Here is a 13,231-nt window from a genome sequence, read left to right as displayed (position 1 = left end):
CAGTGGAGCCTCGACAAACCCGTAGTCGAGCTCAGGGATCCAAACAACCTCGGGCCCTGCCCCAACTACCGGGACATCGACCTGTCGCTCGCGAAGCGCGCGTTCTTGACCCGCCACGAGGAGGCGAACCCGTCGTGGCGTGACAAGCTCTCGGCGTTCGGGGGCATCTATCTGCTGACCGACCGAGCTCGCGATCGGCTCTACGTCGGGCAGGCCGGCGGCGAGACGGGCTTCTGGGGGGCGGTGGAGGGCGTACGCCAAGCAGCGCACGGGGAACGTCTCGATCTACCCCGCGTTCCACTCGGGCGAACTGCGCCCGGAAGCTACCATGCTGTCGATCCTCGATGTCGTGCCAAGGGGCGTACGCCAAACCACTTCTCGACCAGCTGGAAGTGCGCTGGATCGTACGTGAACAGCAGGAGCTCGAACGGCGTGAAGCGCGACGGGCCGCCCTCGTCCACCTCACCCCCGCTCGCCGAGACGACCGGCAGCGCCCACGCGCTCCGACCGCCGGCGACCGCCGTGGGCAGCACGGAAGGGTGTGGCCGTGCGTGTCGCCGGCACTCGCTGATGGTGCGCCCGAGGGCCCGCTCAGGTGCGCGTCGGTGTGCCTCCGGGCCGCGGGCGGCCTTATCCCGGGTTAACACGACGACGGTTTCTCGTTCGAGAAACCGTCTCAGCGCTGACGCCCAGGGCCGACGCAGCGGCGCGGACGGTCCCTGCTTCCGCGATGATGGCCTCGAGCGCCGCCGGGTTTTCCTTGACATCATCCCAGCTGAGCGGCACGGACTCCTCGCCCTCGGGCACCTGACTGGCGTCGCGCGCGAAAAACGCCTTCACTTCGTCCTTGAGCTGAGCGGGAGTGAGTATCTTGAGCTTCTCGAACAGCAGGCGGAATCCCTCGTCGAGCGGCGGCGCCTGAGCCATCTCTGTCGCCGATTCGAGCACCTCGAGCAGCTTGCGCACCTGCGGGATCGCTCCTGTTTCCGCGATTCGCATTAATATTGCAGCCAGGTTCGATACGGCATAGGCGTTGCTGGCCTCTGCCACCCTTGTCTGCAATGCGTCCAGCTTCGACTTTACCTCCGAACCCTCCTCGTCGAGGCGCTTCTCCAGGAGCTGGGTCGCTCTCTCGACATTGAATGTAGATGCAGCAGCGTAGTCCTTCATCGGTAACAGCCATGTCTTACGGAACTCCTGGATGAGCGCCTCCTCGGAGGCGAGCCGAAGCGCGTCCACGTGGACAGCGACCTGCTGGTCGAGCCGGACGTTTCCAGCCAGTCGCCCCACCAGCTCTGCCGCGCGTCGGAGCGTCGCGGCGCGCGTGTCTTCTCGCCGTTGTTGCTCCGCGTAGCGGGCCTCGAGGCGCTGCACCAGCACGAAGGCGCTCCGGGTCGTGTCGCCACGGTCCTCCTCTGCCATGGCCGCAAGCACGTCCTGCTGATGAGCGGGTATTACGTGACGGTAACGTAGCGCGATCTCCGGATCCAGCTCGTCGAGATCGAGCACCCGCCGGGGCCTTGCCTCGTCGATCAGCCGTTCCACTATATATCTCAGCTCGCGCATGTTGCCGGGCCAGTCGTGCGCGAGCAGCGCCACCCAGGCCTGCCTGGTGAGCACGGGCACCGTGCGATCACGGCGCCGGGCCTCCTGCTCCAGGAATCGCTGAATGAGCGCAAGCACGCTCTGCCGGTGCCGCTCTCGCAGGCCCCGCAGGCGGATGCGCCTGCCTCGAACTCGAAAAAAGAGATCTTCGCGGAACTCTTTCTGGGCGACCTTTTCCTCCAGGTTGACGTGTGTAGCCGAGATGATACGCGGCGTCGCCCGCGTGATCTCGTTGGAGCCCACCGGGCGGAAGTCACCGTTGTTGAGGAACCGGAGCAACCGCACCTGGACCTCGGGCGGCATGTCCCCAATTTCGTCAAGGAACAGGGTGCCCTTCGCGTACTGCGCCACGAAGCCCGGCTTGTTCGTGCTTGCACCGGTGAACGCGCCCTTGACGTGCCCGAACAACTCGCTCTCTAGGAGGTCGGTGGGCAGGCCGCCGCAGTTGAGCGCCCCGAACAGCCTCGGCTGATTGATGTCCCAGGGCTCCGGTTCGAGACCGCTTCGCAGGTGGATCGCTTTGGCGAGAAGCTCCTTTCCCGTCCCCGTCGGCCCGGTGATGAGCACCGGTGGAGCAGGGAACGGATCATCCGCGACCGGCTTGTCACGCAGCGCCGCGATGTCCATGGCAAGACAGGCGGCATGCAACGTCGGGAGATCCTCGGCCAGGAAGGCGATGCCCGGCGGCCACCTCTGCTCGAGGTGGCCCTGGAACCAGCGGACGGCGCGGCCGGCTCTCTCGTTGCTCCACGAGAGAGCGTAGGCGCTCATGCCTTGCACGATGGGCTCGCGCGTGCGGGCGACCGCGACTTTGACCACGTCAAGGGTCTTCTGCCGGCGGCTCTTCTCGAGCGCAGGGAGCGTGCCGTACCGGAACTCGATAAGCTCTTGCAGTCGGGGAGGTGATGGCCCCTCCTTCCAGTCCTGCCCTGCCTGCTCGATCTGGTCGTCGAGCTTGCTCCACATGTACTTGACGGCGAGGACCTCGTCTGGATCCTCCGGAAATGCATCAATCAGCGCGATCGGTTCCATGGTCTCGATGTGGTGGTGTCGTTCAGGGGGATTTCATTCTTGCGACGAGCAGGTCGACTCGTTGTTGCCAGCGCGGGTCGACGACCGCCAGCTTTGCCCGGTCGATCTGGGCCCGCAGCTCTTCTCTCCGCGCCGCCTGTCTGGCCATAATCCGTGCGCGCTCGCGGAGGAGCTGCTCGTTAAGGCGCTGCTGATGCGCTTGCTCGCGCTGCCGTAGCATCTCCGTTGTCGACGTCTCCGCCAGCTTGAGCAGAAACATAAGTCCCATCCGCAGGATCGCGTCCATCACGTGCCCTCGATGTTGACGACGGGGCTCGGCAGCCGGGGGCTGGTCTCGACCGGCGACAGCAGCTCGACGCCACGAGAGAGCACCTCCAGCGCCTGCTCGACGTGGCCGCTCTCGGCAAGCCTCGTCGCAAGCGCCAGGGTCCTGCGGAACGCGTCGTGCCGGCGCTCCGCTTCGGCGTCCCAGGCACGCGCCTGCTCGGTCGCCATGGCGAGGACGACCTCACGCTGATGGCAGCGGTCTTGATAGGCGGTCCTCGCGTTGATGACGCTCTCCAGCGTCGTGCCGATCTGCGCGCTAACCGCGAGAGCGTCGAACGATGGAGATGCGGCGACCCGCCCACGGCGGCTCGATTGAAGGCTGGAGGCGCGCTTGGTTGATCTCATCTGCATTTTCCTTTCGCCGGCTCCGGGGCCGGTGCTACGGCTAGGAGCAAGCGGGGTGCCAAGCGGTCCGGCCTCTCGTATTGTATTAATATTATTGGATTTTTGTATCCATCCATCCCCCGGAGCGCGGGTTCGAGCGACGCGCGAGGGGACCCATACCGGGCGCGATCATGATCTTGTCATGACGTGATCATGATCGAACCACGCCATCACCGCGGGCTGCACCCACAGCGTTGGCCAGGACGCGTCGACCGCCGCCTGCCTTCGCGGCTGGAGCCAGTAGCGCCCGAGGTCTGCAGCTGCGCAACGAGGCGCCAGTGCGGAGCCCTACGAAGCGAGCCTGACGGGGCAACGCTGGGCGCTCGCTGCCGATCGTCGCATGGCGTTCTTCGACCGAACCGGTGGAAGCTAAGGCCCCGGTCGGGGCGTGCAGCTTCGCCTTCGGCGTTCCGCAGACGGACCGGCTACTAGCCAAGGATGTCCCGCACCTCCCGCTCAAGCCACTCGAGGGTGGGGTCGGCACGCCCGAGCTCCAGGCGGGCCTCCTCGAGCCATCGGGCGGCGTCGTCGCGCTGGATTGTGCGCGGGTGCTCGCCCACACGCGCCAGGAGCTCTCTGGTGTCGAGCGTGGGAACGCCGTGCTCGCCGGCGCGCCACACCGCCCGGCGCACCGCGCCCTCGACGACGCACCGGATGTCCGACGGCGTGAACAGCCGCGTGTTGGCCGCGAGCGCGTGCGTGTCGATGCCGTCGATGCCACGGATGCCGCGCCGCTGATCGCCGCCGAGGTAGTGCTCGAAGATCTCGCGCCGGTCGTCTTCCTGCGGGGGAAAGACGGGGATCTTCAGATCGAAGCGGCCGCTCCGGCGCACCGCGGAGTCGATGCCGCGGGCGTAGTTCGTGGTCGCGACGACGACGGAGCGCCCCGAGAGGCGATCGAGCTGCGCGAGGAGCTCGTTCACCTGCCGCTTCTCGTCCGTGTGCATGTTCATCTCGGACCGCTGCGGGGCAACGCCGTCGAACTCGTCCAGGATCAACATGGAGGGCGCCTGCTTCAGGGCCCAGGTGAAGACCTCCCGGATCTTCTCGACTCCCTCGCCCAGCCACATCGACGTCAGGTCGCTCGGTACGAGCCGCCGGCATGTCAGGCTCGCCTGACCCGCCAGCACGCGTCCGATCAAGCTCTTGCCGCACCCTGGGAGCCCGTACAGCAGCAAGCCGTTCGGGGCGCTCACGCCGAAGCTCTGATAGCGGGACGGCTCGACAAGCGGCGCGAGCAGATCGCTCTGCAAGCGGGCCTTCAGGTCGGCGTACCCAGCGACGTCCGTCCAGTCGAGCGGCCGCTCCACGATCGGCTTGCGCGCCTCGCGCCACGCGACCCCTCGGATACGAACCTGCGGGCGAGGAGGCTCGATCAGGCGCACGAAGACCGGGCGACGGTCCTGCAGGTCGACGAAGCCGAGGCGAACGCGCTCGAGCGCGTCGCCAGCAACGTTCCGTACGATCGCGGAGACCTGGTGCCGGGCGAGCAGCGCGACGTCGCGAGGGAAGAGAAGCCACACCTGCTCGCATTCGAGCATCGCAGCCCGCTTCCGGCGGAGCTTGTTCTCGAGGAAGAAGAACGGGTTCGACCCGCGGAGCGCGATGCCGCGCAACGTCTCGACCTCGACCCAGAGCTTCTTCCCCACGCGAAGGTCGGGGCGTGCGACCTTCATGTCCGGCACATCAGCCTCGGACTCGTCGACATCCGCGGGAACCTCGAGCACGCGCTCGACGAGCACGTTCTCGTTCGGGAAGCGGGTCGTGAGGTGCTCCAGCATCACGGCCTTGAGCACCATGTGCTCGGTCCCCTCGTATCCCGCGTCGAACTTGGGATGGGTCACCTCGTACGTGGCCCGATCGAGGAGCGCATCGGCCGCGCGCGCCGCGTCGGCGAAGAGGCTCGAGAGCTGCACCTCCACGTCGCCATCCTGCCAGTCCGCCTCCACCGACGGCGCACCGGTGTATGCGGCAAGCCAGCGGAGAAGCTGGGGGTAGTTCGGATCGTCCGCGGCGCGGCGCGCGTCAGGGCCAGGGTCGGCCGTCGTCGTGGTGAAGATCGAGCGCACCCGGTACGTGTGCGGGATGTACGCCTCGCGAACGAACGCCGTGAGCTCGTCGTCGACCACGTCGTGCGGGTCGTCTCGGATCAGGTACACCGCACCGATGCCAGGGAAGTCGTCGCCCTCGCGGCGGTCACCCTGCCCGGTCACGGAGCGCAGGCGCGACAGCGTGAGGATCTCGGGAGCCTGCGCGACCCACCGCCCCATGTCGTCGAACCGGAACGTCAGCGCCCGCCGCCGTGTAAGCGCCGCCAGGACGCCGGCCAGCAACGTGAACATCTCGTCGGACGCATCGACCATCAGGCACACCGTGCGGCACGACCAGATCGCCGCTGTGATGTCGTGCCAGAGCGCGCTCGAGCGCTCGCCCGTCGGCGCATCGTCGATATGGAAGCCGAAGGTGAGCGGATCGACCGGTAGATCAAGCTCGCCGTCCTTCCATGCGACCATGCCTCGTGCGCTCCCGTCGCCGGCACGGGCCGCGCGCTGGGGCTGCTCGCTGCTGACGGGCGCGTCGCTCTTCCAGATGGTGATGTAGTCGTTGACGGTGCTGCCGCTGAGCTTGTGGTCGTAGCCCCACCTCTGGAGGTTCTCGAGCGCCGACGAGAGCGATGTCTGGCGCACGCGGGCGCTCGCGGTGTAGCCGAAGCCCTCGAGGAAGGTCCGGAGCTTCATCCGTGTGCGGCCTCGATCCGAGCGGGCGATGGACGTCGCGAGCTCTTCGCGAAAGTGCTCGCTGATGGTGTCGAGGAAGTCAGTGCGGTCGGGCATGGGTCGGTCTCCGCAGTACCTGCGTGCGAGCGTACCAGCCCTGGCCGCGAGAGCCCTGCGCGTCTCGCCACGAGGGCCCGTGCATCAAGTCGCCGTTCTTACAGACCGGGTGGGAGGCCTGAGCCTCGACGGAACTGCAGGGGCGGGGATGATGCCCTCGCTCGGCGCACTGAGTACGACGCCGTAGATCGGGACGCGCGCCATGTGGAGGTCGGGCGACGTGACTCGCTCCGCACGGACCCGGTTATGCGGCGCGTCGCACGCGCTCCAGCATCGGGCTGACGATCGCGTTGACGGTCCGGAGCCCCTTCCTGATGACGTCCACCGCTTCACGGACGAGCCTCGCGCGTTCCTCGCTCGGTGGCATCGCGCCGAGGGCTTCGATCATCACATTCGCGCCCGAGATGGCGTGGGCGATGACCTTGATCTGGCGTAAGTCCTCCGTCTCGTACTCGTAGGTGACCTCCACGAGCTCGCCGGAAGGGCTTCGCGCCATCCTCCCGCGGTCGTTGCAGGGGTGCAGGCCCGGGGCGCCACACGACCAGCACCGCTCGGGGATCTTCGTCACGGTGCGTGTGACGACAGCGACGCCGGAGGGTCGGTTCGAGACGATCGCCGCCGCGTCCGGCGCCCCGCTCGACTGCGCCGGGACGTTCCGCTTGCCGTGCGACTTCTGCGTGGCTTCCGCCACGCTCGCAGCCTCGCCCGAGGCCACCGCGCGCGCCGTCATCGCCTGCTTCTCCTTCGGCAGCCGCGCGAGCGCGAGCAGCTCCCTCTTCTTGTTCTCGAGCGGCGTGCCCTTCACGATGCTCTTGGCTTCCGGGCTCAGCTTCGCGACCTGGACGTCCTCCTGCACGGTTCGCGGAGAGAGCCCGGTCTTCTGCGCCGTGTCGGCTGCGAAAGACGCGGCGCGCTCGCCTTTCGACTTCTGCTTGCCGCCCCCTGGCTTTCCAGGTGCGCCGCCGTGCTTCACCTCCGGGTGCATGGCCTCGTAGAGCTCCTTCCGGCGTTGGATGTGCTCGGCGCGCTGGAGCGCGGTCAGCTCGATGCGCACCAGGTTCTCGTCGATCTCGACCATCGCGGCCTGGACGTCGGTGACTTCGATGAGGCGCGCGAGGATCTCGTCTCGACCGAGGGCGCGGACCGCCTCGAGACGGTGGAGACCGGAAATCAGCTCCACCGTGTCGCGCCGGACGACGATCGGCTCGATGAGATCGATCTCGCTGATCGAGTCCATGATCGGCCTGATGTCGCCGAGCTGGCGCATCCGCTGCGCGGGCACGATCACGTCGGCGACCGTCACCATCCGGACCTCACCTGGCAGGTCCTTCTTCATCTCGCTGCTCTTCTCATGGGATTCCTTCGTCATCGGCTGGTCTCCTTCACAGTGCGAGCGCGCACGTCAGCCACGGCTCGCGGTCGTCTTGCGCGGCATGCGTTGGCCGCAGGCAGGCTCCGCAGCTCACGGCGTCGTCGATGACGGGCAGCGCGGAGTGGGCGCACGTCCGTCATCTCGCCTTCCGAGATGCGGGCCGGATGCGGTTGCTCCGGAGCAGCGCATCGATCTCGTCCGTGCTCGTGCTTGCGGAGCGCTTCTGGTTCGACTGCGCCGCGATCCAGGCGTCGACGGCCTCGCGCTTCGCGAGGACGAGCCGCCCGACCCGATGGCTCGGGAAGGCGCCTTGCCGTGCGAGGCGCAGGAAGAGCCGCCGGCCGAGAGGGCTGGTCGCGCTCGTGTAGAAGGTGGGCCCCGAGTCCGTGCCCTTGGTCGGCGGCTCCTCTGCCTCCGAGAGCAGCGTGAGCGCCGCCTCCAGGGCGCGCCTCGCGGCAGCGAGCGCCTTCTCCTTACGCCATGCCGAGGACTTCTCCAGGCTCACGGCGCGCTCCCTCCGACCCGGCGCTGGGCCAGAGCAACCCGGAGGGCGATCAAGGTCGCGCGACGAACGGGAAGGCTGCCCAGCGCACGAGCCAGCGTCGCGCGGTTGACCCCGAGCCGGTCGACAGCAGCCCGCTCCCCGAGCTCGTCGACGAGGCGATGCAGCTCGACCCGTTCATCGAGGGAGAGCGCCAGGTCAGAAGTGGCTTGCGACATGGCGGCAACGTAGGCCGCAACGACGACGCCCACGTAGGCGCACGACTCCGAAAGTTTCGTGTGCCATCGCGCCCAACTGGAAGGCTAAGTGATCGAAACTAGGACGATTTTCGTGAACGAGGGCGTCGGGTTCCCCGGATGCGGGGCGAGCGGCGGCCGTCCAGCTTGCCCGCGGCAGGCTCAAGGCCGACGCCGGGCCCCGGTCTTAGAGGGGCCGCTCTGCTTCGACGCCTTCCGCTTCTTCGGCGCCTTCCGCGTCGTCTTCCTCGGGGAGGACGCGGCACGGATGGTCCTCGCCTCGATCTTCCCTTCGTCGTGCCGCTGGCGGGCCGTGTTGATCGCCTCGCGCTCCATCGCGATGACGTCCTCGACCGAGAGCAGCTCGTTCTTGAGCCGGTCCTTCAACTTGGAGGGCTCGTTCCCGACGAGCAGGCTGATGTAGGCCATCTCCCGCTCCTTCAGCTCTCGCTGCCGGAGCCGGCCGCTGTTCCAGATGATCGGGGCAGCGCTCTGCGCAGGGTCCTCGATCCGCGTGCGTCCGAGGATCGTGGCGAGCATCGAGCGCGCGGAGGGCATCTTCTCGAACTCCTCCGTGCAGAGCAGGTCCTCGACGGCCTCGAAGTGGCGGTAGAGCCACCCGTGGATGACGACGCTCTCGTAGACGGTCTTGCCCGCGGTGCCGAGGAGGTCCGCCTCCTCATGATGCGGCAGCCCCTGACTCGCGACGAAGTCGATCGCCGCTTTCGTCGCGCGCTGAAGCTGGGACCATACCTCGTGGGCCCTCGAGGCGACCTCGCGCATCTTCTGGATGTGCCGCAACTCCTCGGGCCAGGTGTCGTCCCACGGGCGTCCCAGGATGCGCTCGTACTCGGCGAGGCAGTACGCGCGCACGTCCGCCATCAGCTTGTCGTAATCGTCGTGGCCCTTCCTGGTGTCGATGGCCGGCGTCGTGGCAGCGATCGCGGACGCGCCGGGGGTGGTCGTGCCATGCCAGGGAGCACGCGGCGAGGGGGGCGAAGCGCTGCGGATGCCAGGGCGACGAGGCGCACCCATGGCGCTGTTCGGGCACGTACGCCCGCATATGTCAAGTCAGGAGGGCCCGCACCATCAGCGTCGACCGTTGCCCCCGGAACGGCCTCCGTGACCCTGCACCGCGCGCAGGTCGATGACCGGCGCTGCCGGCGCGGCGCTGGGGGTCTCTCCTCGGCTCAAGAGCCGGCTCAGCGCCTCCGAGGCCACCCGGGCCGCTTCGAGATCCCCGCCGAGCGCGGAGGCCCTGATGCCCTCGGTGAGGGCGGCGACGAGCTCCATCCGGGGGTTCGCCGGATTCGTCCCGGAAGCGTCCGGCTCACGTCGGATCGCGCACTTAGGCGTCGCCATCGGACCGATCCCCGGGTCCTCGATCGTGCTGATCGCGCCTTTTTCTGCGCTTTCAGGCACTTCGGCCCGGACTCTTAATCCATTGGCTGAAGGTTCAAGTCCTTCATGGCCCACCCGAAATGATTGAGGAACCTGGCCGTTGAGAGAGGCGGTCAGGACAGACACCAGAAAGCCTGGCGACCGTGGGTCGCCGGGCTTTCGTCGTTCTGGGCCCCTCGTTCTGCCTGCCGGCCCGCTGCGGCGCACGCGCGGTGAACCGGCGAGGTCGCTGCGGGTCGAGCGGCAGGGGCAGCGCACGGCGAAGCCGCGAACCGTCACGAGAGCGCGTCGAGAGCCCCATGGCGGCGAGATGGAGACCGTTTGAGGCGAGACACCTGGCTCCTGTCCTCGGGTAGAAGAGCTGCCCGATGCCTCTCCCCGCCGACCTCGAGAAGCGCCTCTGGGCCGCCGCCGACCAGCTCTGGACCAACTCCGCCCTCCAGCCGTCCGAGTACGCGACGCCGGTCCTCGCGTTGATCTTCCTCAAGTACGCCGACCACCGCTTCGCCGAGGCCGAGCAGAAGCTCGCCTCGTCCCGCCGCCGTGGCGGCGTCGGCAAGGACGACTACCACGCCGAGGGGTCCTCTTCGTCCCGGAGAAGGCCCGCTTCGGCCGCCTCCTCCAGCTCCCCGAGGGGGCCGAGATCGGCAAGGCGCTCAACGAGGCGATGAAGGCCATCGAGGCCGAGAACGAGGACCTCAAGGACGTCCTGCCGAAGACCTACGGCCGCTTCGACGCGAAGACGCTCAAGGAGCTGCTCGAGAACAACACGAAGCGCATCAAGATTCTTGAGGAGATGGCCCGCTCGCTGTACCGCGAGTGGTTCGTGAACTTCCGGTTTCCCGGTCACGAGAAGGTGAAGCTGGTCGCGTCGCCGATTGGGAAGATGCCTGATGGATGGACGGCGGGTGCTCTTGGCGATGTAGTTGTCTTACAGAGAGGGTTCGACCTCCCTGAGCGCGAAAGACGTTCTGGTAGCGTTCCTGTTATCTCGTCCTCTGGTATCACCGGTACCCACGATACGGCAAGGGTCGACGCGCCGGGGATCGTAACAGGTCGATACGGTACGCTGGGTGAAGTTTACTTTGTTTGTGAGCCATTTTGGCCGCTGAATACTACTTTATTCGTGAAGGACTTCAAGGGCAGTGATCCGTATTGGTTACTATATCTGCTGCGCTCAATGAACTTCTCTCGGCAGAATGCCGCCGGTGCCGTCCCGGGTATCAACCGGAATGCCTTGCACCTCCTCGGCGTTCGTATTGCACCGCGAGAGCTACAAGCACGCTTTGGATCGCTCGTTGACCCGTTGCTGCAGCAGATCGAACTGATGCAGCGACGCAATAACGTCCTCGCTGGACAGCGCGATCTCCTGCTCCCCCGCCTCATCTCCGGCGAGCTCGATGTGAGCCGCCTTGAAGTTCCCGCCGGGTGATTGCCCGCCCGCGCGGCGCCGCGACCGAGTTGCGCGTCCATCGCTCACCGTGTGGTAGAGTCGAGCCCCGTGGAACCAAAGCTGGACATCTACGACGGCCGCGCCCCGGAGGAGCTTCCGGCGTACCCTGTCCCTCGTGCCGCGCGGATCGTCCGCCTGTTCTCGTCCACCCTCCGCCTCTGGGCCTCTGGCGACGGTCAGCACAAGGCCCTCTTCAAGCCGGCCGAGCGCGCCCCCCTCGCCCTCTCGTTCTCGAACCTGATCGAGGCCTTCGTGCTCGCCTCGATGCGGCGGGTCCACGGCGTCTCCATGCAGCGCGTCGGCAAGGCCCTCCGGTTCGTCGGGGACAAGCTCGGGTACGTCCGGCCGCTCATCCACGCGAGCTTCCGGACGGACGGGGCCAACCTGTTCGTCCAGCACGCCGACCGGCTCCTGAACGGCTCCGCCGAGGGCCAGGCCGTGCTCCGGGAGGCCCTGGACGCCAGCCTCGCGCGCATCGACTGGGAAGGGAACCTCGCTGCGCGGCTCTATCCCTGGGTCCGCAGCGCGGGGCTCGGCAGCCAGCCGAAGACGATCGTGGTCGATCCGCGGCGCGGCTTCGGCCAGCCGGTCATCGCCGGCACCGGGATCGAGGCCCGCATCGTCACCGAGCGCTACCGGGCCGGCGAGTCCGTGGTGCTCCTCGCGAAGGACTTCGGCGTCGGCGTCGAGCAGATCGAAGACGCAATCCGGTGCGAGACGCGTGAAGCTGCGTGAGCCGTTCACCTGCCTCGTCGACCGGTCGCTCGGCCGCGGGCTCGTCGTCGAAGCGCTGCGGGCCGCGGAGCTCGATGTCCGCCCCCACGACGATCACTTCGCGCAGAACACGCCCGACGCCGAGTGGCTGGCCGAAGTCGGCCGCCGCGGCCAGGTCGTCCTGACCAAGGACAAGCACCTCCGTGTGAACGCGTGCGATCGCGTCGCCTTGAGCCGCGCGGGGCCCAGATCGGCGTAGGCGTCGACGGTGAACGGTGAACGCTAGCGATCACGTGGCCGCCGTCTTCACCGAGCAGACGCGGGACGCGATGATCTCCGACAGCGGGCCCGCCTGGCGGCTGAGGAAGTCCTGGCGGCTCCGTGCATTCCACGTGGCGGGGGGCCTTCCTGGCCTCGTTCATCGAGCGACGCCGTGTTTCCAAGAGAAAAAGTCGATAAGAATTGTCGCCGTGGCGCCGTTCGGAGCGCACCCGCTGTTCGCCAACCATCGAATTGACGAACACCACCGCCGCGTACGTCGCTGCGCACTCCCGCCGCTCTGGACGGTCCGTCGGCGAGCTCGGGCACTTACCCGCCGCTCCGTGGGCTTGTGGTGTCCACGTCGTTTCAATCTACTTCTTGAAACGACCATCGTTTAACAGCTTCCATGCCGTCTCGTGATCCCTTGTCCCTCCTCGCTCGATATCTGCAAGCTTTGCGGACTTGAGATAACAATGCCGACAACGACAACCGTCCGCATCTTCCATCCTCCCGCCGTCAACCATCGTCAGTCGATAGTCCCGCCGAGCAGCGGTTCAAACGCGTGATATGCGTCGTAGTTTGTGAAGTGTCGCGCGTAGAGTTCTGCCCCGTCTTCCATCGTATCGGACAGGGCACGGTTCACATCTACGACGTGCCTTAGTGTCCAGCGGATCTCTTGTCCGGCTACGTTGTGGTAGAACGTCTCTTGATCTTTGCCGTGTTGCTCGGCGCGAACGCGGGCCTCCTCGTCGCTTCCGGCGCGTATGAGCACGAAGCACTCTTGGAACATGGGTTTGATGAATGGATCCTGTGACGATGACTCGTAGAGTAGGATGGCAACATAGAGATCGTCGTTCTGGCTGGACTCCATGGATGACCTCGCTTGTGTGCGCGGCTTCGACCGGGAGTGTTGCCGCCTTCGAACCTACTTGTGTCTGCCTCTTCAGAAGGATGCACGGCCGTCATTGAGGTTGTATCTGGAATTTGCGGAGCATCGCACCGGTTCGGCACGCGAGCTCGGCGGCGTCCACGCTGCGATGCGGGCGAAGTCCGAGCCGCCAGCGTGGTCCGGGCGGCAGCAGCGCAAGAACATACGCCAGCCTGGATTGA

Annotated in this window: 14 protein-coding genes and 1 pseudogene; 4 read left to right on the top strand and 11 right to left on the bottom strand. The window is 66.9% G+C overall.

Annotated elements, in window-relative coordinates:
• Positions 1-323: 323 nt before the first annotated feature.
• The 10 genes from WMF31_RS37725 to WMF31_RS37680 form a co-directional block, all read right to left on the bottom strand.
• Positions 324-533 (bottom strand): hypothetical protein, encoded by a 210-nt coding sequence (locus WMF31_RS37725; protein ID WP_436606739.1) that lies wholly within the window; start codon positions 531-533, stop codon positions 324-326.
• 97 nt (positions 534-630) lie between these two features.
• Positions 631-2,637 (bottom strand): sigma 54-interacting transcriptional regulator, encoded by a 2,007-nt coding sequence (locus WMF31_RS37720; RefSeq protein WP_436606738.1) that lies wholly within the window; start codon positions 2,635-2,637, stop codon positions 631-633.
• Positions 2,638-2,659: 22 nt separating this feature from the next.
• Positions 2,660-2,923 carry a hypothetical protein gene (locus tag WMF31_RS37715; RefSeq protein ID WP_436606737.1) on the bottom strand — a complete coding sequence of 88 codons (264 nt, stop codon included), beginning with the start codon at positions 2,921-2,923 and terminating at the stop codon, positions 2,660-2,662.
• Positions 2,923-3,309, bottom strand: a complete 387-nt coding sequence (locus WMF31_RS37710; protein ID WP_436606736.1) for a hypothetical protein — start codon at positions 3,307-3,309, stop codon at positions 2,923-2,925. The genes WMF31_RS37715 and WMF31_RS37710 overlap by 1 nt, the downstream gene beginning before the upstream one ends.
• A 467-nt stretch (positions 3,310-3,776) precedes the next feature.
• Complete coding sequence (locus tag WMF31_RS37705) at positions 3,777-6,182, bottom strand: AAA family ATPase (protein ID WP_436606735.1); 2,406 nt, start codon at positions 6,180-6,182, stop codon at positions 3,777-3,779.
• Positions 6,183-6,426: 244 nt separating this feature from the next.
• On the bottom strand, positions 6,427-7,551 hold the full coding sequence (locus WMF31_RS37700) for a ParB/RepB/Spo0J family partition protein (RefSeq protein WP_436606734.1): 1,125 nt from the start codon (positions 7,549-7,551) through the stop codon (positions 6,427-6,429).
• A gap of 139 nt (positions 7,552-7,690) precedes the next feature.
• The gene (locus tag WMF31_RS37695; RefSeq protein WP_436606733.1) at positions 7,691-8,059 is read right to left on the bottom strand and encodes a hypothetical protein; all 369 of its coding nucleotides are present in this window, start codon (positions 8,057-8,059) and stop codon (positions 7,691-7,693) included.
• A complete protein-coding gene (locus tag WMF31_RS37690; RefSeq protein ID WP_436606732.1) occupies positions 8,056-8,307 on the bottom strand; it encodes a hypothetical protein in 252 nt (83 codons plus the stop codon). The genes WMF31_RS37695 and WMF31_RS37690 overlap by 4 nt, the downstream gene beginning before the upstream one ends.
• Positions 8,308-8,454: 147 nt before the next feature.
• Entirely contained in the window at positions 8,455-9,327 is an 873-nt protein-coding gene (locus WMF31_RS37685) for a hypothetical protein (RefSeq protein WP_436606731.1), read from the bottom strand.
• Positions 9,328-9,381: 54 nt separating this feature from the next.
• Positions 9,382-9,819, bottom strand: a complete 438-nt coding sequence (locus tag WMF31_RS37680) for a hypothetical protein (RefSeq protein WP_436606730.1) — start codon at positions 9,817-9,819, stop codon at positions 9,382-9,384.
• 242 nt (positions 9,820-10,061) lie between these two features.
• Between WMF31_RS37680 and WMF31_RS37675 the strand changes: the two are divergent.
• From WMF31_RS37675 to WMF31_RS37660, 4 genes and pseudogenes are all read left to right on the top strand, one after another.
• Positions 10,062-10,384: pseudogene (locus WMF31_RS37675) on the top strand (type I restriction-modification system subunit M N-terminal domain-containing protein); the annotation flags it as partial.
• A complete protein-coding gene (locus WMF31_RS37670) occupies positions 10,361-11,125 on the top strand; it encodes a restriction endonuclease subunit S (RefSeq protein WP_436607580.1) in 765 nt (254 codons plus the stop codon). The pseudogene WMF31_RS37675 and the gene WMF31_RS37670, both read left to right, overlap by 24 nt.
• A gap of 69 nt (positions 11,126-11,194) precedes the next feature.
• Entirely contained in the window at positions 11,195-11,881 is a 687-nt protein-coding gene (locus tag WMF31_RS37665) for a DUF433 domain-containing protein (protein WP_436606729.1), read from the top strand.
• Positions 11,868-12,119, top strand: coding sequence for a hypothetical protein (locus WMF31_RS37660; protein ID WP_436606728.1), 252 nt, complete (start codon positions 11,868-11,870; stop codon positions 12,117-12,119). Before WMF31_RS37665 ends, WMF31_RS37660 begins: the two co-directional genes overlap by 14 nt.
• 528 nt (positions 12,120-12,647) lie before the next feature.
• Here WMF31_RS37660 and WMF31_RS37655 read toward each other — a convergent pair.
• Positions 12,648-12,992, bottom strand: coding sequence for a DUF4288 domain-containing protein (locus WMF31_RS37655; RefSeq protein ID WP_436606727.1), 345 nt, complete (start codon positions 12,990-12,992; stop codon positions 12,648-12,650).
• Positions 12,993-13,231: the final 239 nt, after the last annotated feature.

Source organism: Sorangium sp. So ce1036 (assembly GCF_051369805.1).
In the GTDB taxonomy this organism is placed as follows: domain Bacteria; phylum Myxococcota_A; class Polyangia; order Polyangiales; family Polyangiaceae; genus Sorangium; species Sorangium cellulosum_F.
The sequence above is the reverse complement of the archived record's forward strand: the minus strand, read 5'-3'. Positions and strand labels throughout refer to the sequence as shown.